General features: G+C 69.3%; 15 protein-coding genes and 1 pseudogene. 10 read left to right on the top strand and 6 right to left on the bottom strand.

All coding sequences use genetic code 11. The features are described from left to right. From ACLBW1_RS16945 to ACLBW1_RS16930, 4 genes and pseudogenes are all read right to left on the bottom strand, one after another. Window positions 1-176, bottom strand: a pseudogene (locus tag ACLBW1_RS16945) (biotin synthase BioB); the annotation flags it as partial. 51 nt (window positions 177-227) lie between these two features. Further along, window positions 228-917, bottom strand: a complete 690-nt coding sequence (gene bioD / locus ACLBW1_RS16940) for a dethiobiotin synthase (RefSeq protein ID WP_447812953.1) — start codon at window positions 915-917, stop codon at window positions 228-230. Next, entirely contained in the window at window positions 914-2,104 is a 1,191-nt protein-coding gene (locus ACLBW1_RS16935; RefSeq protein WP_447812952.1) for an 8-amino-7-oxononanoate synthase, read from the bottom strand. The genes bioD and ACLBW1_RS16935 overlap by 4 nt, the downstream gene beginning before the upstream one ends. Window positions 2,105-2,123: 19 nt before the next feature. Then, window positions 2,124-3,476 (bottom strand): adenosylmethionine--8-amino-7-oxononanoate transaminase, encoded by a 1,353-nt coding sequence (locus ACLBW1_RS16930; protein ID WP_447812951.1) that lies wholly within the window; start codon window positions 3,474-3,476, stop codon window positions 2,124-2,126. Window positions 3,477-3,618: 142 nt separating this feature from the next. On the opposite strand from ACLBW1_RS16930, the gene ACLBW1_RS16925 reads away from it, so the two are divergent. The 4 genes from ACLBW1_RS16925 to ACLBW1_RS16910 all read left to right on the top strand — a co-directional run bounded on the left by ACLBW1_RS16925 (window position 3,619) and on the right by ACLBW1_RS16910 (window position 12,117). Continuing rightward, on the top strand, window positions 3,619-5,865 hold the full coding sequence (locus ACLBW1_RS16925) for an acyltransferase family protein (RefSeq protein ID WP_447812950.1): 2,247 nt from the start codon (window positions 3,619-3,621) through the stop codon (window positions 5,863-5,865). Between the two features lie 121 nt (window positions 5,866-5,986). After that, a complete protein-coding gene (gene glgX, locus ACLBW1_RS16920) occupies window positions 5,987-8,338 on the top strand; it encodes a glycogen debranching protein GlgX (RefSeq protein WP_447812949.1) in 2,352 nt (783 codons plus the stop codon). A gap of 3 nt (window positions 8,339-8,341) precedes the next feature. Then, the gene (treY, locus tag ACLBW1_RS16915; RefSeq protein ID WP_447812948.1) at window positions 8,342-10,711 is read left to right on the top strand and encodes a malto-oligosyltrehalose synthase; all 2,370 of its coding nucleotides are present in this window, start codon (window positions 8,342-8,344) and stop codon (window positions 10,709-10,711) included. An 11-nt stretch (window positions 10,712-10,722) separates the two neighbouring features. Further along, on the top strand, window positions 10,723-12,117 hold the full coding sequence (locus ACLBW1_RS16910) for a xylulokinase (protein ID WP_447812947.1): 1,395 nt from the start codon (window positions 10,723-10,725) through the stop codon (window positions 12,115-12,117). A gap of 45 nt (window positions 12,118-12,162) precedes the next feature. Here ACLBW1_RS16910 and ACLBW1_RS16905 read toward each other — a convergent pair whose 3' ends face one another. Continuing rightward, window positions 12,163-13,668 (bottom strand): mannitol dehydrogenase family protein, encoded by a 1,506-nt coding sequence (locus ACLBW1_RS16905; RefSeq protein ID WP_447812946.1) that lies wholly within the window; start codon window positions 13,666-13,668, stop codon window positions 12,163-12,165. Next, window positions 13,665-14,708, bottom strand: a complete 1,044-nt coding sequence (locus ACLBW1_RS16900; protein ID WP_447812945.1) for an NAD(P)-dependent alcohol dehydrogenase — start codon at window positions 14,706-14,708, stop codon at window positions 13,665-13,667. The genes ACLBW1_RS16905 and ACLBW1_RS16900 overlap by 4 nt, the downstream gene beginning before the upstream one ends. Window positions 14,709-14,832: 124 nt before the next feature. Here ACLBW1_RS16900 and ACLBW1_RS16895 point away from each other — a divergent pair, with 124 nt between their 5' ends. The 6 genes from ACLBW1_RS16895 to treZ all read left to right on the top strand — a co-directional run bounded on the left by ACLBW1_RS16895 (window position 14,833) and on the right by treZ (window position 22,076). Further along, the gene (locus ACLBW1_RS16895; protein WP_447812944.1) at window positions 14,833-15,864 is read left to right on the top strand and encodes a sugar-binding transcriptional regulator; all 1,032 of its coding nucleotides are present in this window, start codon (window positions 14,833-14,835) and stop codon (window positions 15,862-15,864) included. A gap of 68 nt (window positions 15,865-15,932) precedes the next feature. Further along, window positions 15,933-17,249 (top strand): ABC transporter substrate-binding protein, encoded by a 1,317-nt coding sequence (locus ACLBW1_RS16890; RefSeq protein ID WP_447812943.1) that lies wholly within the window; start codon window positions 15,933-15,935, stop codon window positions 17,247-17,249. A 3-nt stretch (window positions 17,250-17,252) separates the two neighbouring features. Further along, entirely contained in the window at window positions 17,253-18,206 is a 954-nt protein-coding gene (locus tag ACLBW1_RS16885) for a carbohydrate ABC transporter permease (protein ID WP_447812942.1), read from the top strand. Further along, complete coding sequence (locus tag ACLBW1_RS16880) at window positions 18,206-19,084, top strand: carbohydrate ABC transporter permease (protein ID WP_447812941.1); 879 nt, start codon at window positions 18,206-18,208, stop codon at window positions 19,082-19,084. Before ACLBW1_RS16885 ends, ACLBW1_RS16880 begins: the two co-directional genes overlap by 1 nt. Window positions 19,085-19,146: 62 nt before the next feature. Beyond that, a complete protein-coding gene (locus ACLBW1_RS16875) occupies window positions 19,147-20,256 on the top strand; it encodes an ABC transporter ATP-binding protein (protein WP_447812940.1) in 1,110 nt (369 codons plus the stop codon). A 38-nt stretch (window positions 20,257-20,294) separates the two neighbouring features. Then, window positions 20,295-22,076, top strand: coding sequence for a malto-oligosyltrehalose trehalohydrolase (gene treZ / locus ACLBW1_RS16870; RefSeq protein WP_447812939.1), 1,782 nt, complete (start codon window positions 20,295-20,297; stop codon window positions 22,074-22,076). Window positions 22,077-22,096 lie beyond the last annotated feature (20 nt).

Below are 22,096 nucleotides of genomic sequence, written 5' to 3'. Positions count from 1 at the left end.
AGCCGGTCGTCGCCGAGCCGGAGCACCTCGAGCACCTGGTCCTGACGCAGCGCCTCCCCGCCCTCGAGGACCTGCGCACGCGCCACCTCGAGGATGTCGGCCGAACCTCCGGCGGCCGCGGGAGCGGCACCCGAAGGCGTCTGGGGAACTGCTTGGCGGACAGGAGCCTGGGTCACAAGCCCTCCTCGATCACGTCGTACGGACAGCGGATGTCTGGTCAGTGTGCCCTATCCCGACACGAGTCCGGTGACCCACTCGGTGTCGAACCACGTCGGCGCCTGCGAGGTGAACTCAGGTCGCGTCATCGCGCCGACACCCGCGGGGACGACGCCCGTCACCGGTACACCGGTGAGACGCGGCAGGTCATCGCGGTTACAACGCGTGGCCAGGTCGGGCTCGGCGGGCCACGACCCGATCACGATCCCGGCGGCGGTGAGGCCGCGGGCACGCAGTGCGTCGACGGTGAGTTCGGTGTGGTTCAGCGTGCCCAGACCGCCGTCGGCGACGACGACGACCGGGGCGCCCAGCGCCGCGGCGACATCGAGCATCGTGAGGTCGGTGGCGAGGCGGACGAGTACGCCGCCGGCCCCCTCGACGAGCACGAGGTCGTGGTGGGCGGAGGCGTCGGCGACGGCGGCGGTGATGTCGGCGAGCGCCACCATCGGCATCCCGGCGCGGGTCGCCGCGGTCTCCGGGGCAAGCGGTTCGGGGTAGCGCGCGCACTCGATCCCGGTGGTGATCCCGGCGAGCCGCTCGACTTCGGCGAGGTCGCCCGGTTCGTCGACGCCGACACCGGTCTGCACGGGCTTGCACACCGCGACCGACAGCCCGGCCCCCAGGGCGGTGGCGGCCAGCGCCGCGGTCGCGACGGTCTTGCCGACGTCGGTCGAGGTGCCGGTGACCACGACGACGGTCATCGGTCACCTCTCGTGGACGTGCCGGTCACCTCGGCGCGTGCGGACTGCAGCACCTGCGCGACGTGGTCGATCTCGGCGTCGGTGAGATCGGCGCGCACGGTCAGTCGGATAAGCGAGGTGCCCGGTGGCACCGACGGCGGCCGGAAACACCCGACGAGCACGCCCCGGTCGCGGCAGGCGGCGGCGACGGCCACGGCGTCGGACGGCTCACCGATGACGACCGACACGACGGCGCCGTCGGGGACGGACGCGCCGCACCGGTCGGCGAGACGTCGGGCCGCGGCGCGTACGCGTTCGGGCAGGGTCGGTTCGGCGCGCAACACCTGCAACGCGGTGGCCGCGGCTCCGACGGCGCCCGGGGCGAGACCGGTGTCGAAGATGAAGCTGCGCGCACGATCCACGAGGTGGTCGCACACAGCCGTCGATGCGGCGACCACGCCTCCCTGCGAACCCAACGACTTCGATAGGACGGCGGTCACGATCAGATCCGGGTGCCCGGCGAGGCCGAGTTCGGCGACGACTCCCCGGCCACCGGGGCCGCGGACGCCCAGTGCGTGCGCCTCGTCGACGACGAGCACCGCGCCGTGGGCACGTGCGGCGTCGTGCAGTTCGGCGACCGGCGCCACGGCGCCGTCGATGCTGTAGACCGAGTCGGTCACGACCATCGCGCGCGCCTCGGTGCGCGCGGCGAGGACGTCTGCGACGGCGCGGTCGTCGCCGCGGTCGGTGACCACCACCCGAGCCCGCGACAGCCGACATCCGTCGATGAGCGAGGCGTGGGCCCCGCCGTCGCTCACGATGAGATCGCCGCGTCCCATCAGCGACGAGATGACACCGACGTTGGCGAGATATCCCGAGGAGAAGACCAGCGCGGCCTCGGTGCCGAGGAAGTCGGCGAGATCGGCCTCGAGTGCGGTGTGGGCCCCGGTGGTCCCGACCACCAGCCGCGACGCCGTCGCGCCGGCACCCCAGCGGGTGGTCGCCTCCACGGCGCCGGCGACGACGCGGGGATCCGACGACAGCCCGAGGTAGTCGTTCGAGGCCAGGTTCAGCGCGGTGTCGTCGGCCGCGCGCGGGGCCAGGACACGGTGCAGTCCGGCGTTCTCGCGGACCCGGGCAGCCTCGGTGAGCCAGTCCAGCGCCGAGGCGTTCCGGACGGTCGGGTCGGAGATCTCGCCGGCGGTCATCGCCCGTCAGCGTCTCACATCACGCCGGCGTCGAGGCCGCCTCGTGGGCGTCGACGACGGCGGTGATGCCCGCGACGATGGTGGCGAGGTCGGCGTCGTCGCAGATGAACGGCGGCATGGTGTAGACCAGCCGCCCGAACGGTCGCAGCCAGGCCCCCGCGTCGAGGGTGGCCGCGGTCGCGGCGGCCATGTCGACCGGTTCGTGGAGTTCGACCACCCCGATCGCGCCGAGAACCCGGACGTCGGCGACGCCCGGACGTGAACACAGCGGTGCGAGCCCGGCGTCGAGGACGTCGGCGATGTGCGCGACCCGAGCACGCCAGTCGCCGGCGAGCAGCAGCTGTACCGAGGCGACCGACACCGCGCACGCGAGAGGATTGGCCATGAACGTCGGCCCGTGGGCGAGGACCCCCATCTCGCCCTCGCTGATCACCGTCGCGACGTCGGCGGTGCACAGCGTGGCCGCCATCGACAGGTAGCCGCCGGTGAGGGCCTTGCCCACGCACATGATGTCGGGCGCGACGCCCGCGTGGTCGGCGGCGAACAGCTCGCCGGTGCGGCCGAACCCGGTCGCGATCTCGTCGAAGATCAACAGCAGGCCGTGGTCGTCGCAGATGCGCCGCAGCTCGACGAGGTACCGCGGGTCGTGGAACCGCATGCCACCGGCGCCCTGCACGACCGGCTCGACGATGACGGCGGCGAGTTCGTCGCGGTGGGTCTCGACGAGCCGCTCGATCTCGGTGATGTGGGCGGGATCGAACTCCGCGGGGGGTGCGGGGGCGAAGACCTGTTCGGTGAGCACCCCTGTCCACTGCGCGTGCATCCCGCCGTCGGGGTCGCAGACGCTCATCGGGGTGAACGTGTCGCCGTGGTAGCCGCCGCGCCACGTCAGCAGACGGCGTCGGCCGGTGACGCCCTGTCCGCGCCAGTACTGCAGCGCCATCTTCACCGCCACCTCCACCGACACCGATCCCGAGTCGCAGAAGAACACCCGTTGCAGGGGGGCGGGGGTGATGTCGACGAGCAGACGGGCCAGTCGCGCGGCGGGTTCGTGGGTGAGGCCACCGAACATGACGTGCGCCATCTTCTCGATCTGGTCGCGGACCGCCGCGTCGAGCACCGGGTGGGCGTAGCCGTGGACCGCGGCCCACCAGGAGCTCATGCCGTCGACGACCGAGCGGCCGTCGGCGAGGTGCAGGCGTGTGCCGCCCGCGGAATCCACCACGATCGGCGCCGTCGCGTCGGCGGTCATCGATCCGTAGGGATGCCAGATGAGTTCGCGATCGGTAGCCACCACGGCCTCGGCGGTCAGGGGCTCGACGGTGAGGGACGCGGCGGCGGGGACGGTGGTGGGGGGTGGATCGGCGGGCATCCGTCGAGCGTATCGACGCCGTCGGGCCAGGTCCGACCGGCGTGCCCGGGCGTCACCGACGTGGATTACCCGCCCGCGAAAGGTACATTGCAACGCGAAGAACACTTGTGAGGATCGGCGAGAGAGCAGTGGGACTGACGACGTGGTGACCGCCCCGACACGCTCCGAGGAGCGGACGCAGACGAACGTCGATCCGGCGTCGGCGTACCGCACCGACCTCGACGGGCTCCGCGGGATCGCGATCGCGCTGGTGGCGTGCTTCCACATCTGGTTCGGTCGGGTCTCCGGCGGCGTCGACGTGTTCCTCACGCTCTCCGGGTACTTCTTCGTCGGTTCGTTGCTCAAGCACGTGATCGTCAGCCAGAGCCCGTCGGTGTCGCTGGCCACGGCGGTCAACCCGTGGCGCCGCCTCACGCGCCTGGCCCGACGTCTCCTCCCCGCACTCGTCACGGTGCTGCTCGCCGTCACGGTGCTCACCGTCGTCGTCCTGCCGCAGACACGCTGGGCCGCCACCGGCCGAGAGGTCATCGCCAGCGCGCTGTACTACCAGAACTGGTTCCTGGCGTTCAATTCCCAGGACTACACCGCGGCCAGCTCGGCGAACAGCCCGCTGCAACACCTCTGGTCGATGTCGGTCCAGGGGCAGTTCTTCGTCGTCACCATCCTCACCGCGCTCGCGTTCGCCGGGTTGCTGAAGATCGCATCGTCGGCGCTGCCCGCGTTGCGCAGGCCCGCGGTGATCCGGGCGATCGTGTCGCTCGCGATCCTCGCCGTCGCCGCCGTGTCGTTCTACTGGGCGCACATGCGGATGCCGATCAACCAGCCGTTCAACTACTACGACACGATCGCGCGGACCTGGGAACCACTCGCCGGCGGCCTCCTCGCGGTGTGGATGCCCCGCGTGCGCGTGCCGGTGTGGATCCGCAACGTCGTCGCCGTCGTCGCGCTGGGGCTCATCGTCACCTGCGGGTGGTGGATCGTCGGGGTCGACTCCTACCCCGGACCACTGGCCCTCGTGCCGGTGCTCGCGACGCTGGCGATCATCTTCTCCGGTGCCACCGCGACCCAGCGCGGCGAGCGGGTCGCGATGCCCCTCGTCAACCGGGGGCTGGCCTCACGGTTCCCGGTGTGGCTGGGTTCGATCTCCTACGCGCTGTACCTGTGGCACTGGCCGCTGCTCATCTTCTATCTGGCGTGGCGTCAGAAGAACTCGGCGTCGTTCGTCGAGGGTGTCGTGCTGATCGCCGTGTCGATCGGCCTGGCGTGGTCGACCAAGCGGTGGGTCGAGGATCCGTTGCGTGCATCACGGTCGGCGACCGGCGCGCGCACGAACGCCTCGCCCGATCGCCTCGTCGCCGACGGCGCGGGCACCTCCGCGACGCTGCGTGAACCCGTCCCGACCGGACGCGCACGCCACCGACGCGCCCGGCGCGCCATCTCCTACGCGGGGGTGCTCACCTCCCTGCTCGTGGTGGGTGTGCTCGTCGCGGGAGTCGGGATCACCGCCTGGCAACGCCATGTCGACGGCATCACCGTCGACACCCGCAACCTCGACCCGACGATCTATCCCGGGGCGCGGGCGTTCCTCGAGGGTGCGCCGGTCCCGCACGTCGACCCGGTCCCGAAGGCCCTCGAGGTGCTCAAGGACCTGCCCGAGACGTCCTACGACGGCTTCATCAGCAACTTCACCGACCCGGAGCTGCGCGTCGGCGTGTACGGCGACCCGACCGCGACGCGCACGATCGCCCTCGCCGGCGGATCGCACGCCGAGTACTGGATCTCCGCGCTCGACCTGTTGGGCAAGCAGTACCACTTCAAGGTCACCACCTACCTCAAGATGGGTTGTCCCCTCTCGACCGATCCGGCGCCGGAGGAGAACGGCGTGCCCTATCCCCAGTGCGCCGAGTGGGTGCGCGGCACGATGCGGCGCATCATCGCCGACCGACCCGACGCCGTCTTCACCAACTCCACCCGCCCGCGCGACGGCATCATCGGCGAATGGGTGCCGCCGGACTACCTGGGCATCTTCGATCAGTTCAATCGCGCCGGCATCCCCGTCCTGGGCGTGCGCGACAGCGTGTGGCCGCACAACGGCAAGGGCGCGATCGACTCCCCCACCTGCCTGGCCAACGGTGGCAACGCCAAGAGCTGCGGCACCTCCCGCGACACCGCGTACGGGGCGGTCAACCCGACCGAGGCCGTGGTCGCCCAGTTCCCGAACCTGCACCCGATCGACCTCAGTCGGGGCTGGTGCGACGACAGCTTCTGCCCCGCGATCATCGGCAACGTGTCGGTCTATCACGACTGGCATCACCTCAGCGCGACCTTCGTCCGCAGCCTCGCCCCCGAGCTACAACGTCAGCTGCAGGCCGTGTTCCCCTGGGCCTGAGCCCCTTTCGGCAACGACACCCCCGACGGGCGCAGGATGGTCGCGTCCGACCCGGACCCGTCCGAGATGAGCGCACCGCCCGGGGCGGCTAGGGTCGGTGCATGAATACGCGAGGGTGGGAATGACCGAAGCTCCCGGCACCACCGGCCCGGTGACCCCGGCCCCCGATCAGCTGATGGTCTGGCCCGGAACGGCCTACCCTCTCGGCGCCACCTACGACGGCGCGGGAACCAACTTCTCGGTGTTCTCCGAGGTCGCGACCGCGGTCGAGCTGTGCCTGATCTCCCCTGACGACTCCGAGACCCGCATCCGGCTCGACGAGGTCGACGGGTACGTGTGGCACTGCTACCTGCCGTCGGTCGCGCCGGGCCAGCGCTACGGATTCCGCGTGCACGGCCCCTACGACCCGGCGAACGGTCTGCGGTGCGATCCGTCGAAGCTGCTGGTCGACCCGTACGGCAAGTCGTTCTTCGGGGAGTTCGACGGCGACCGGTCGCTGTACTCGTACCCGATCGACCTCCCCGGTGACGACGAACCGGCGGGTGACCGCGGGGCCGAGGAGATCGGCGACGGTGTCGTGACCGCGCCCGAGCAACAGCAGAAGCAAACCGAGTCCGCCGCGCCGACCGAGCCCGAACCCGAGCCGGTCGAGCCCGAGGAGGAATCGGTCCACGACGGCAACGCCATCGACGCCGACTTCGCCGACCCCGACGTCCCCGGCCTGCCTGCGCTCGACTCCCTCGGCCACACGATGACCTCGGTGGTGATCAACCCGTTCTTCGACTGGCAGCACGACCGCGCCCCGAATCGGCCGTACCACGAGACCGTCATCTACGAGGCGCACGTCAAGGGCATGACCGCGACACATCCGGAGGTGCCCGAACAACTCCGCGGCACCTACGCGGGGTTGGCGCATCCGGCGATCATCGATCACCTCACCGACCTCGGCGTGACCGCGATCGAGCTGATGCCGGTCCATCAGTTCCTGCAGGATCAGACGCTGCTGGATCAGGGGCTACGAAACTACTGGGGCTACAACAGCTTCGGCTTCCTCGCCCCGCACGGCGACTACGCCGCCAACCGGCGCGCCGGTGGCGAGGTCACCGAGTTCAAGGCGATGGTGCGTTCGTTCCACGAGGCGGGCATCGAGGTCATCCTCGACGTGGTCTACAACCACACCGCCGAGGGCAACCACATGGGCCCGACGATCTGTATGCGCGGCATCGACAACGCCGCCTACTACCGTCTCGTCGACGGCCGACCCGAGATGTACATGGACTACACGGGAACCGGCAACAGCCTCAACGTCCGTCATCCGCACACGCTGCAGCTCATCATGGACTCGCTGCGGTACTGGGTGCTCGAGATGCACGTCGACGGTTTCCGTTTCGACCTCGCCTCGACCCTCGCCCGCGAGCTCCACGACGTCGACAAGCTCTCGGCCTTCTTCGATCTCGTGCAGCAGGACCCCGTGGTCAGCCAGGTCAAACTGATCGCCGAACCGTGGGACGTCGGGGAGGGCGGCTACCAGGTCGGCAACTTCCCCGGCCTGTGGACGGAGTGGAACGGCAAGTACCGCGACACCGTGCGGGACTACTGGCGCGGTGAGCCCGCGACGCTGGGCGAGTTCGCCTCCCGGCTCACCGGATCGTCGGACCTGTACGAGGACACCGGCCGCCGACCCAGCGCGAGCATCAACTTCGTGATCGCGCACGACGGTTTCACGCTGCGGGACCTGGTGTCCTACAACGAAAAGCACAACGAGGCCAACGGCGAGGACAACCGCGACGGGGAGAGCCACAACCGGTCGTGGAACTGCGGGGTGGAGGGCCCCACCGACGACCCGCAGATCGAGGAACTGCGTGGACGTCAGCAGCGCAACATCCTCGCGACACTGGTGCTCAGCCAGGGCACACCGATGATCGCCCACGGCGACGAGATGGGCCGGACGCAGCAGGGCAACAACAACGTCTACTGCCAGGATTCCGAGCTGGCGTGGATGGACTGGTCGTTGGCGGAGAAGAACTCCGACCTGGTCGCGTTCACCCGGGCGGCCATCGCACTGCGCGCCGAACACCCCGTGTTCCGCCGGCGGCGGTTCTTCGCCGGACGCCCCATCCGCTCGGGCGATCAGGCCCGCGACATCGCATGGCTCACCCCGGCCGGTGTGGAGATGAACGAAGAGGACTGGGACTCGGGTTTCGGCAAGAGCCTCGCGGTGTACCTCAACGGAGAAGGCATCGGCGAGAAGGACGTCCGCGGCCGCCCGGTCGTCGACGACACCTTCCTGCTGTGCTTCAACGCCCACCACGAACCGCTCGACTTCGTGCTGCCCTCGAGCTACTACGGCTCGGAGTGGGTCGGCGTCCTCGACTCGGCGTCGGCCACCGGCGCCACCACCGTCGCCGCATCGAGCGGTCACACGGTCACCGTGCGCGACCGCTCGCTGCTCGTGCTCCGCAAGGCCGGCTGACCGGTGGGTGAGCCAGAGACCACGGCTGCCGGCGAGACCACCGCTCCCCCATGGCCTCCCGTGTTCGTCGCGACCTACCGCCTGCAGCTGACCGCCGACCTCACCTTCGCCGACGTCGTCGATCTGCTGCCGCACATCGCCGCCCTGGGGGTCAGCCACCTCTACCTGTCACCGATCGGCACCGCCATGGCCGGGTCGACGCACGGATACGACTGGGTACCACCGCCGGAGGTGTCGCCGGTGCTCGGTGGACTCGACGGCCTGCGCGCGCTGCGTGCGGCCTCCCGCGCGGCGGGACTGGGGATCATCGTCGACATCGTGCCCAACCACACCGGCGTCGAGGACCCACGACAGAACCCGTGGTGGTGGGACGTCCTCACCCACGGTCGCGACTCGCAGTACGCCTCGTACTTCGACATCGACGTCGCCCGTGACAACGGCGTCGACGGTCGCATCGCGCTGCCGGTGCTCGGCGACGCCGCCGACCTCGACGCCCTGACCATCGACACCGCCTCGGGGACAGCCGAACTGGCCTTCTACGAACACCGGTTCCCCCTTGCCCCCGGCACCGACACCTCCGATGCGCGCGCCGCCCACGACGCCCAGCACTACCGGCTGGTGCCCTGGGACGCCGGCCTCATCGGTTACCGGCGGTTCTTCGCCGTCAACGGCCTGGCCGGGATGCGGCAGGAGGAGCCCGCGGTCTACGACGCGACCCACACCCTGGTGCGCCTGCTGATCGACGAGGATCTCACCGACGGCCTGCGCGTCGACCATCCCGACGGTCTGACCGACCCGGTGGGTTATCTCGCCCGGTTGCGGGCCGACATCGGCGACGACAGGCTGCTGCTGATCGAGAAGATCCTCTCCACCGACGAGGATCTCGACCCGTCGCTACCGGTCGACGGGACCACTGGTTACGAGGCGCTCCGCGTGCTCGACGGCGTCCTCGTCGACCGCTCGGCCGCCGAGGCGTTCACCGCAGTCCACCGATCGGTCACCGGCAACCCCGGCGACCGCGCCTGGATCGACGAGCACGAACACGCCATCAAGCTCGACAAGCTGTCGGAGTTGTTCGGGGCCGAACGCGCCCGGCTTCGACGCGCGATCGTCGCGACCACCGACGGCGGGACCCCGCCCGTGGACGCCGCGGATCTCGATGCCGCCATCGGCGAGGTGGTGGCGTCACTGGGTGTGTACCGCGCCGACTATCCGACCCTGCGCCAACGCCTCCTCGACACCTTCGCCGAGGTGGAGCGACGACGTCCCGATCTGTCGTCTGCTCTGGACACGATCGAGACCGCAGTGGCCGTCGACGGCGAGGCCTCGGCGCGACTGGCCCAGGTGTGTGGCGCGACCACCGCGAAGAGTGTCGAGGACTGTCTGTTCTATCGCACCGCGCGTCTGGTGAGCCTGCAGGAGGTGGGTGGCGACCCCGGCCTGTTCGGCACCTCCGTCGCCGACTTCCACGCCTTCTGCGTGGCCCGCGCCCGTGACTGGCCCTCGGCGATGACGACACTGTCGACCCACGACACCAAGCGCGGCGAGGACGTCCGCACCCGCATCGGCCTGCTGACCCGTCACCCCGATCGGTGGCGGGCGATCGTCGACCGGATGGTGTCGACGACCCCATCGCCCGATGCGACGACGGGACTGTTCCTGCTGCAGAACATCATCGGGGTGTGGCCCCTCGACGCGGCGGCGGTCTCGGCCGACCTCCGCGAGCGGCTGCACGACTACGCGACCAAGGCAATCCGCGAGGCAGGGACCATCACCACCTGGACCCGCGTGGACACCGAGGTGGAGGAACGGGTGCACGCCTGGATCGATGCCGTGCTCGACGGACCCGTGGGCGCCGACATCGCGACGCTCGTGGCCGATCTGGGGCCCGAGATCGTCGACGCCTGCGTCGTCCACAAGGCGCTGGGACTGTTCATGCCGGGCTTCGGCGACGTGTACCAGGGCACCGAGTGGTTCGAGGACAGCCTGGTCGATCCCGACAACCGCCGGCCGGTGGACTACACGCAGTCCCTCGATCACCCCAAGACCGCGATGGTCACCGTCGCACTCGCCGTGCGCCGCGGTCACCGCGAATCCTTCGGGCCGGGCGGTCGATACGTGCCGCTGACCGCTCACGGCGCCGCCTCCGACGAGGTCATCGCGTTCGCCAGAGGACACGCCCACGAGCTCGACGTGGTCGTGGTGGCCGCGCGCGCGGCGATCGAGCGCCTCGGCGACCCGACGGGCACGACCGTCGAACTCCCCGAGGGCAGATGGCGATCACCCATCACCGGCGCGGCCGCGGCCGGTAGCGTCGACGTGGCGACGCTGTGGTCCGCCGGACCCGTCGCCGTTCTCGAACGCGTCGCCTGAGAGGAACCACCGTGGGTCTCGTCGCCGGAATCGACTCGTCGACGCAGTCGTGCAAGGTGGTCGTCCGCGACGCCGACGACGGAACCCTCATCCGATCCGGGCGCGCCGACCACCCGGCGGGCACCGAGATCGATCCGCGGGAGTGGCTGACGGCGATGGAGACCGCGGTCGCCGACGCCGGTGGACTCGACGACGTGGACGCGGTGGCGGTCGGCGCGCAACAGCACGGCATGATCTGCCTCGACGCCGACGGCAACCCGATCCGGGATGCACTGCTGTGGAACGACAACCGCTCCGCGTCGGCCGCGAACGATCTCGTCGACGAGCTCGGCGGCGCGGCGGCATGGGCCGAGCGCATCGGGGTGGTTCCGGTCGCATCGATCACCGCGACGAAACTCCGCTGGCTCGCCGACGCCGAACCCCACCACGCCGACGCGACCGCTGCGGTGTGCCTGCCCCACGACTGGCTCACCTGGCAGCTGCGCGGCGGCACCGACATCGCCGATCTCACCACCGATCGCAGCGACGCCAGCGGGACCGGATACTTCTCGGCCGTGACCGGCGACTACGACCGCGAACTGCTGTCGATGGCCCTGCGGGGACGGACGCCGGCGCTTCCGGTGGTGCTGGGCCCGAGCGACTCCCCCGGCGACACCCCCGCCGGAGCCCGCCTGGGCGCAGGTGCCGGCGACAACGCCTCGGCCGCACTGGCATTGGACGCCCAGCCGGGCGACGTGATCGTGTCACTCGGCACCTCGGGTGTCGTGTCGGCGGTGACCGACGTCGGATCGCACGACGCCGCAGGCTATGTCGCCGGTTTCGCCGACGCGACCGGACGTCAACTGCCGCTGGTGTGCACCCTCAACGGGGCCCCGGTACTGGCATCGTTCGCCAGGATGCTCGGCGTCGATCTCGACACCTTCTCCGACCTCGCGCTCTCGGCGGAGCCGGGCTCGGGTGGGGCGACACTCATCCCGTACTTCGAAGGCGAACGCTCGCCGAACCTCCCCGACGCGCGTGCGACCCTGGCCGGACTCTCGATGGCCAACACCACCCCGGCGACCATCGCACGTGCCGCCGTCGAGGGCCTGCTGTGCTCCCTCGCCGACGGCCTCGGCTTCATCGTCGCCCAGGGTGTGTCGGCCCGGCGGATCATCCTCGTCGGCGGCGGGGTCCGCTCCCGCGCGGTCCGGGAGATCGCGCCCGCCGTCTTCGGTCTGCCCGTGCTGGTGCCCGAACCGGGCGAGTACGTCGCCGACGGAGCCGCACGCCAGGCCGCGTGGGCACTGACCGGCGCCGACACCCCACCGCGGTGGGCGCTGTCGGCCACCGAGCGGTTCGAGGCCGACCCGCAACCGGCGATCCTTTCGCGGTACCGCGCCGCGCAAGCACAGACCTACCGCTGATCCGCGCTCCGTGGACTCGAACGCGGGCGCGGTGTCGTGGCACCGTCAGCGGTCGTGGAGGAGGGCCTCCAGGGTGGCGCGCGCACCGTCCTCGCGCAGGCTCTCCAGTGCCCACGTGTACGGCTCCATGAAGTCCTCGCGGTCGGCGAGATCGCCGAAGAGGTCGGTGACGCCGACGAACGCACGGGGGTCGTCGCGACTGGCCTGCGCGAGCGGCATGAGGAGATCCCGTCGCTGGTCGACGATCTCGATGGGATCGCCCTGTTCGTCGACCCCTTCGGCGTAGCGGGTCCACGCCGCGACCACCGCGGCCGCACACGCGACCGAGCCGCCGTCGGCGAGACGTTCGGCGATGACGGGCACCAGCCACTGCGGGATGCGATCGGACGACTCGGCACAGAGGCGGGCGATGGTGTCGCCGATGGCGGGGTTGGCGAAGCGCTCGATGAGGGTGTCGATGTAGTCGTCGAGGTCGACGCCGGGCACCGCGGCGAGCGTGGGTCGCCCCTCGGTCTGCATGTAGGCGCGTAACAGCCTCTCCAGCAGGGGGTCCCTCGCCGCCTCGTCGACGAGTCGGTATCCCATGAGGTGTCCGAAGTAGCAGAGCGTCTGGTGGCCTGCGTTGAGCAACCGCAGCTTCATCAGCTCGTAGGGCGCGACGTCGGCGACCATCTGCACACCGACGGCCTCGAACGCCGGCCGTCCCGCGGAGAACTCGTCTTCGAGCACCCACTGGGTGTAGGGCTCGGCCACCACCGGCCAGCGGTCGGCGACACCGGTGCGAGCGATCACCTCGTCGGCCAGTTCGGCCGGCGTGGCCGGCGTGATGCGATCGACCATCGAGTTGGGGAACGCGGTGTGCAGCTCCATCCACTGTGCGAGCTCGGGGTCGGCGGCACCGGCGAAGGCGGTGAACACCCGGCGTGCCATGTGGCCGTTGCCGGGGATGTTGTCACACGACATCACCGTGAACGATGCGACACCCCTCGCGCGACGTCGCCGGAGAGCCTCGGTGATGAGCCCGAACGTGGTGCGCGGGATGGCGTTCGGCACGAGATCGGCCGCGACGTCGGGCGCCAACAGATCGAACTCGCCGGTCGAACTCGAGATGTTGTACCCGCCCTCGGTGACGGTGAGCGAGACGATCCGGGTGGTCGGCGCCGCCATCGTCTCGATCACCTTCTCCGGGTCGTCGGGGGCGAAGAGATAGTCGACGATCGACCCGATGACCGAGGTCTCGACCGCGCCGTCGGGGTGTTTGAGTGTCAGCGTGTACAGCCCGTCCTGCGGCACGAGCGCGTCACGCATACGGGCGTCGCCGGGCAGCACGCCGACGCCGCAGATCGACCACGGCGGCATGGGGGTCGCGGCGAGCAGGCGATCGACGTACATCGCCTGATGCGCCCGGTGGAACCCCCCGACCCCGAAGTGCACGATGCCGCAGGGGTTGTCGCGCCGACGATAGGTCGGTACGGCGATCGATCCGATGTCGGGCAGATGCGCCTCGTCGAGTCCGACCGGCGAGGACGTGTCACGGACGGTCCGGGTCATGATGTCTGCCTCTCACGTGATGGGGCACCGTCGCCTGCGAGGCGCTGGGGGAAGACGACCGCCTTGATGCTGCCCGCGAGGCGGTCGGCCTCGAGGGCATCGGCCACCTCGTCGAGGGCGAACCGTCCGGTGACCATCGCGTCGAGGTCGACGCGTCCCGCGGTCACCAGGGCCGTGGCGGTGGGCCAGGTGTTCGCGTAACGGAACACACCGGTGAGGACGAGCTCGCGGTTCTGGACGATCGACACCGGGATGGTGAGGTCGGAGGCACCCATGCCGACGAGGACCACCCGTCCGGCGGGGCGCACCGCCCCGATGCCCGCGGTGATGGCCGACGGCGCACCGGAGGCGTCGACGAACGCGTCGAAGGGCTCGAGGCCCGCCACCTCGTCGGGACCGACTATGCCCGTCGCGCCGAACCCCGCGGCCGTGGCGAGCCGGTCGGAGTCGATGTCGGACAGCACGATCCGTGTCGCTCCGTGGGCGCGGGCGACCTGCGCACACATCAAACCGATCGGTCCCGCCCCGGCGATGAGCACCGAACCACCCACGGTGACGCCGGACTTGCGGATCGATGCGATCCCCACCGAGAGCGGTTCGAACAGGGCGGCCGCGACGTCGCCGACGGAGTCCGGCACCGGGTGGGCGAACGCCGCGCCGATGGTCGCGTACTGGGCCAGTGCCCCGTCGATCGGCGGGGTCGCATAGAACTCCATGTGTGGACACAGGTGGTAGTCGCCGCGACGCGATTCCGCCGAGTCCGGATCGGGCCGTTGGGGTTCGATGGACACCCGCTGGCCGATCCGTGCCGGAGACACCCCGTCGCCCACCGCGACGATGCGCCCCGATGCCTCGTGCCCGAGAACGATGGGTCCGGTGACCACATGGTCCCCGATCCGTCCGTGGCGGTAGTAGTGAGCGTCGGATCCACACACCCCCACCGCGGCGATCTCGACGAGGACGTCGCCGCGGGCCGGTGTCGGCACCGGGCGGGTCTCGGTCTCCACGCGCCCGGTCTCCACCAACACCGAGGCGGTCATTGTGTCGGGAACTTCCGGTTTCAGCGGAGAAAGTGTTGTCTGCGTCACATTTGGGATGCTAGCGTATTGAACATATGAACCGCTAGTGAGCATCTGCTCACCCTCATCGTGGAGGAGGTCGACGATGACCGCACCGCAGGCGCCGCGCCGATCCCCCCGTCAGTCACTGCAGTCGGGGGGCCCGGGCACCGAGTCGGGCCATGACGTACGCCTGCTGCTGCGCGCGGCGACGATGTACCACCTCGAGGGCGCCACCCAGGCCGAGATCGCCGCACGTCTGGGCGTCTCACGACCGACGGCCGGACGACTGGTGGCGCGGGCCCGGGCGCAGGGACTGGTGACCGTGACCGTCGCGGCACCCGCAGGCGTGGGCACATCGATCCATCCCGAGACCGAGCGCGCGGTCGAGACGGCGTTCGGACTCGACGAGGTGTTCATCATGGACTCCCCCGCCGACGGCACGGCATCGGGCGACGCGGCCCTCGGCCGGGCCGGGTCGTCGGTGCTGGCCCGCCGCATCAACCCCACCGACACACTGGCTTTCACCTGGGGGCCCGAGCAGGTGGCCGTCGCCGACGGTTTGTCGCACCGCACGGCGTCCTGCCGGCGGGTGGTGCAGATGGACGGGTCGATGACATCGGTCGAGTACCACACCGGCGTCGATCACGCACTGTCCCGATTCGCCGAACAGCTACGCGCACAACCGATGCGACTGATCGCACCTCTGTACGCAGACATCGACACCGTCGCCGCGATGCAGCGCGACTCGATTCTGTCGCAGCCGTTACGGGCAGCCGAGAACGCAGACGTGATGCTGTTCGGCGTCGGATCGGTGTCGACGTCGACGACCCTGTTCGAGGGTGCGTTCATCGACGCGACGGTGCTCGACGAGCTGACCGATCTCGGAGCCGTCGGCGAGATCGGTGGCCGGTTCTACGACATCCACGGTGTCCCCGTCGCCTCGTCACTGGTGGGGCGCACCGTGTCGGTGCCGCTGCCCCGCGTCCACGACTGCCCGACCACCATCCTCGTCTCCGGCGGAGCCCATCGCCAGGAGTCGATCCTCGGGGCACTGCGCGGCGGGTTCGCGACCATCCTGGTCACCGATCTCGAGACCGCACAGTGGCTGCTCACAGAACAGAAAGGTCAACGGTGACTGAACAACTCACGATCGGAGGGGTCGGTCGCCGATGGTCTCCGCGCCGCGTGACGGCAGGTGTCGCCATGGCGGTCACCGTCGGCCTCGCGGCCACCGCATGCGCGGGTGCCGGCTCGTTCACCGACGGTGGCGGCGAATCGGTCACCATCGCACTGGTCTCCAACTCGCAGATGACCGATGCCATCTCGCTGTCGGGCCAGTTCGAGAAGGAGAACCCGGGCGTCAAGCTCAAGTTCGTCACGCTGTCGGAGAATCAGGCGCGCGCGAAGATCACCGCCTCGGTGTCCACCGGCGGTGGCGAGTTCGACGTGGTGATGATCAGCAACTACGAGACCAAGCAGTGGGCCGAGAACGGCTGGTTGGTGAACCTGACCCCGTACATGGACTCTGTTCCCGACTACGACGCGAACGACTTCATCCCGACCCTGAAGGAGGCGCTGTCCTACCGGGGTGGCATGTACTCCGCACCGTTCTACGGCGAGTCGTCGTTCCTGATGTACAACAAGAAGATGCTGGCCGCGGCCGGCGTCACGATGCCCGAGAAGCCGACCTGGCCCCAGGTCGCCGAGGCCGCGGCCAAGCTCGACAAGCCCGGCGTCTCGGGGATCTGTCTGCGCGGCAAGCCCGGATGGGGCGAGGTCCTCGCCCCGCTCGACACCGTCATCAACGCCTTCGGCGGTCGGTGGTACGACGAGAACTGGAACGCACAGCTGACGAGCCCGCAGGTCACCGCCGCGGTGAAGTTCTACGTCGACACGGTGCGCGAGCACGGCGAACCCGGCGCGGCGTCGTCGGGCTTCCAGGAATGCGGAAACCTGTTGTCGCAAGGCCAGACCGCCATGTGGTACGACGCGACGTCGGCCGTCTCGGTGCTGGAGAGTCCCGACACCTCCACCATCGCGGGCGACGTCGGCTACGCCCAGGCCCCGAGCATGGCCAAGAGCGACAACGGCTGGCTCTACACCTGGTCGCTGGGCATCCCGGAGAGCAGCACCAAGAAGGACGACGCCTGGAAGTTCATCAACTGGATGACGAACAAGCGCTACATCGCCTACGTCGCCGAGAAGCTCGGGGCCAGTCACGTACCGCCCGGTAGCCGTCTGTCCACCTACGAACTGCCCGCATACAAGGCGGTGTCGTCGGCCTACGCCGAGCCGACGCTGTCGGCGATGAAGGCGGCCGACCAACTCAAGCCCTCGTTGGAACCGGTGCCCTACACCGGGGTGCAGTTCCTCGCGATCCCGGAGTTCCAGGATCTCGGAACGCGGGTGAGCCAACAGATCTCGGCCGCCATCGCGGGTCAGATCAGCGTCACCGACGCATTGAAGCAGTCGCAGACCTACGCCGAGACCGTCGGCAAGACCTACCAGAAAGAGAGGTGACCTGTGGCCACCGCACTCGTCGAACCGGCACAGGCGCCGCGCGACTCAGCGCCGTTGACCTCCGGTAGAGATCACATCAGCCGCGCCGAGGGATGGCGGCGACGGGGACCGCTGCTCCCGGCTCTCATCTTCATGGTGATCGTCACCCAGATCCCGTTCGTGGTGACGCTGTACTACTCGACGCAGTCATGGAACCTGGTCCGCCCGGGATCACGACAGTTCAACTGGCTCAACAACTACGTCCAGGTGTTCCGCGACACCCAATTCTGGACGGTCACCCTCAACACGGTGCTGCTCATCGTCGGGACGGTGATCATCTCGGTCGTGTTCGGGCTCGTCTTCGCGCTGCTGCTCGATCGGAAGTTCATAGGCCGCAGCATCGTCCGCACGCTGCTGATCACACCGTTTCTCGTGACCCCGGTGGCGTCGGCGCTACTGTTCAAGACCAGCCTGCTCTCCCCCACGAGTGGCCTGCTCAACTACGCGCTCAGTCCGTTCGGCGTGCAGACCGATTGGCTCAGCGAGTACCCCCTCGCGAGCGTGATGGGTGAACTGGTCTGGCAGTGGACACCGTTCATGATGCTGCTCATCCTCGCCGGCCTGCAGTCGATGCCCAAGGACATCTCCGAGGCCGCGAAGGTCGACGGCGCCACCAGCTTCCGACTGTTCCGCGAACTGACGTTGCCTCACCTGCGGCGGTTCATCGAACTCGGCACGGTGCTCGGCGCGATCTACCTGGTGAACACGTTCGACGCGGTCTACATGATGACCTCGGGTGGACCCGGTGTGGCCAGCTCGAACCTGCCGTTCTACATCTACCAGCGCGCGTTCCTCGGTTTCGACATCGGCCAGGCCGCGGCCATGGGCGTGGTCACCGTCATCGGGACGATGGTCGTCGCGACGCTGGCACTGAGACTCATCTTCAAGTCCTTCAGCGGAACCCAGGAGGCGGTCTGATGGCCACCACGACCCCCACCCGTCCCGTCACCACCGGGTCGGCACCCGCCCCGGCCATCCGGCGTAGGCGCCGGCCGCAGGCCGGCCTGCTCACGGCCTTCACGTGGATCCTGGCCATCGGCTTCTTCTTCCCGGTGCTCTGGATGGTGCTCACCGCGTTCAAGAAGGAGGCCGACGCCAACACCAATCCGCCGACCTTCTTCTTCACTCCGACGCTGGAACAGTTCCGCAACGTCTTCGACGCGGGAATCGGAACACCGCTGCTGAACTCGGTGTTCGCGACCGTCGCCTCGACGATCCTGGTGCTCCTGCTCGGCGTGCCCGCGGCCTTCGCGCTGTCGTTGCGGCCGGTCCGCAAGACCTCGGACGCGCTGTTCTTCTTCCTCAGCACGAAGATGCTGCCGATCGTCGCGGCGATCATCCCGCTCTACGTCATCGTCGGGAAGATCGGGATGCTCGACAACGTGTGGACACTCGTCATCCTCTACACGGCGATGAACCTGCCCATCGCGGTGTGGATGATGCGGTCGTTCTTCATGGAGGTCCCGAAGGAGCTCCTCGAGGCCGCCAGCATCGACGGCGCGAGCCTGTGGACCTCGGTCCGCGAGGTCATCCTGCCGTTGATCTCGCCCGGTATCGCGGCCACCGCGCTCATCTGCGTCATCTTCTCGTGGAACGAGTTCTTCTTCGCGGTCAACATGACCGCGGTGAACGCCCAGACCATGCCGGTGTTCCTCACCGGGTTCATGTCCGGGCAGGGCCTGTTCTGGGCGCAGCTGTCCGCGGCATCGGTCCTCGCCGCACTCCCGGTGGTCATCTGCGGCTGGATCGCCCAGAACAAGCTCGTCCGCGGCCTGTCCTTCGGCGCCATCAAGTGACCGCGCCCATCGCCTAGACCCGCTCACCTCCCCCTCCGCCCTCCCTATCTCAGGAGAAGACAATGGCTTCCATCACCTACGACAACGCCTGCTGCGTCTATCCCGGCGCCGACAAGCTCGCCGTCGACTCGCTCAACCTCGACATCGCCGACGGCGAGTTCGTCGTCCTCGTCGGGCCGTCGGGCTCCGGCAAGTCCACCGCGCTGCGCATGCTCGCCGGTCTCGAGGAGATCGACAGCGGTGCGATCACCATCGGCGGCGCCAACATGGTCGGTGTCGCCCCGAAGGACCGCGACATCGCGATGGTGTTCCAGAACTACGCGCTATACCCCAACAAGACCGTCGGCGAGAACATGGGCTTCGCGCTGAAGATGCGCGGGATCGGTGTCGACGAACGCAAGCAGAAGGTCGCCGAGGCGGCCAAACTCCTCGATCTCACCGACTTCCTCGACCGCAAGCCGGGCAAACTCTCCGGTGGCCAGCGCCAGCGTGTCGCCATGGGCCGCGCCATCGTCCGCGACCCCCAGGTGTTCTGCATGGACGAGCCCCTCAGCAACCTCGACGCCAAGCTGCGCGTGCAGACCCGCACCCAGATCGCCGCCCTGCAGCGGCGTCTGGGCACCACCACCGTCTACGTCACCCACGACCAGGTGGAGGCGATGACCATGGGTGACCGCGTCGCGGTCCTGCGTGACGGGAAGCTGCAGCAGTTCTCCACCCCGACCGAGCTCTACGACCGCCCGGTCAACGCGTTCGTGGCCGGGTTCATCGGTTCACCGGCGATGAACCTGTTCACCGCGCCGTTGACCGACGACGGGGTGACCATCGGCGGATCCACCGTCGCCGTCCCGCGCACCGCGCTGGCCGGTATCGGCAAGCTCGGTCTCGACTCCGCCATCGTCGGCGTCCGTCCGGAGGCGTTCTCGCTCAGCGACACCGGCGACGGCGTACCGGCCACGGTGAGTCTCCTCGAGGAGTTGGGCAGCGAGACCTACGTGTACGCGACCGTCGACGACTCGGCCGTGCGCACCATCGACGGCGGCGAGGTCACCCTGGTGGCGCGCACCTCGGTGCGCGGGCCGGCCAAGATCGGTGAGCAGATCCGCCTGCAGCAGTCCGAACCGACCGTGCATCTGTTCCACCCGACCACCGGCGAGCGGCTGGGCGACTGAACCGCACCCCGGAGTCCCGGGACCGCTACGGTCGAGGCGTGGCACAGCAGACATACGAGGTGTGGGCGCCGGACGCGACGAGCGTGTCGGTGGTGATCGACGACGCCGACCCCATCGCGATGTCGCCCGACGACGGGTGGTGGCGGACATCAACGGCGCCAACGGGTCCCGGTCGGTACGGGTTCATCGTCCACCGCGCCGATGAGAGCGACCAGAGCGACGACAACGGCGAAGACGTGCTCCCCGACCCGCGGTCGCCGCGCCTGCCCGACGGCGTCCACGCCCGGTCCGCACCGTTCACCGTCGACGAGGGTCTCTGGACCGACGGGGACTGGCCGGGGCGCGCGATCGCCGGCGCGGTGATCTACGAACTCCACATCGGGACCTTCACCCCCGACGGCACCTTCGACTCGGCGATCGAGCGTCTCGACCACCTCGTCGACCTCGGCATCGGGTTCGTCGAGGTGATGCCCGTCAACGGGTTCAACGGCACCCACAACTGGGGATACGACGGGGTCGCCTGGTACGCCGTCCACGAGATCTACGGCGGGCCTGCGGGATTCGCGCGCTTCGTCGACGCCTGCCACTCCCGGGGTCTCGGAGTGGTCCTCGACGTGGTCTACAACCACCTCGGCCCGTCGGGCAACTACCTGCCCCGCTTCGGCCCGTATCTCACCGACGGCGCCAACACCTGGGGCCAGTCGCTGAACCTCGACCAGGCCTGTTCCGACCCCGTGCGGGAGTACATCCTCGACAACGCCCTGCGCTGGCTGCGCGAATTCCACGTGGACGCACTGCGCCTCGACGCCGTGCACGCCCTGGTCGATCACACCGCCATCCACCTGCTCGAGGAACTCGCCGTCCGGACCGACGCGCTGGCCGCCGACCTCGGTCGTCCGCTGTCGCTGATCGCCGAGAGCGACCTCAACGACCCGCGGCTGATCACCGACCGCGGCCTCGGTGGCTACGGATTGGCCGCGCAGTGGGACGACGACGTGCACCACGCGATCCACACGACGGTCTCCGGAGAACGGCAGGGCTACTACGGCGATTTCGGGAGCTACGAATGCCTCGCCGCCGTCCTCACCGGGGGTTTCTTCCACGCGGGGACCTACTCGTCGTTCCGCAAGCGACGCCACGGTCGACCCATCGACCCCGCGGTGGTGCCGTCGACGTCGCTCGTGGTCTACACGTGCAACCACGACCAGATCGGCAACCGCGCCATCGGCGACCGGCCGACCGCCTACCTGACACCGGGGCAGCTGGCCATCAAGGCGGCCCTGGTGCTGACGTCGGCGTTCACACCCATGCTCTTCATGGGTGAGGAGTGGGGTGCGAGCACACCGTTCCAATTCTTCACCTCCCATCCCGAACCCGAACTCGGTGAGGCCACCGCGACCGGCCGGATCAGGGAGTTCGCCGATCACGGATGGGACGCCGAGGAGATCCCCGATCCGCAGGACCCGGCGACGTTCACCCGGTCGAAGCTCGACTGGTCCGAGCCCGGCGAGCCCGCGCACGGCCGCATCCTCGAGTTCTACCGATCCCTCATCGCGCTACGGGCCGCCTCGCCGGACATCGCCGCGAACTCGCTGACCTCGGTGGAGGTCGAGTTCGACAACGACGCGGGATGGTTCGCGATGCACCGGGGGGCTCTGTCGACCGTGGTGGTGCTGTCCGCCGACGACACCGAGGTGCCGATCGCGCTCGACCCCGTGCTGGTCTGGGATCCCACCGACACCACCGACAACGGGTTCACCTCGACCGGACACAACGTGGTCATCGGGCGTCGACGGGGCGTGGGCGAAATACCGACATGACCGCGGGCGTTGACCCTGTC

The organism is Williamsia sp. M5A3_1d (genome assembly GCF_053345315.1).
The sequence above is the reverse complement of the archived record's forward strand: the minus strand, read 5'-3'. Positions and strand labels throughout refer to the sequence as shown.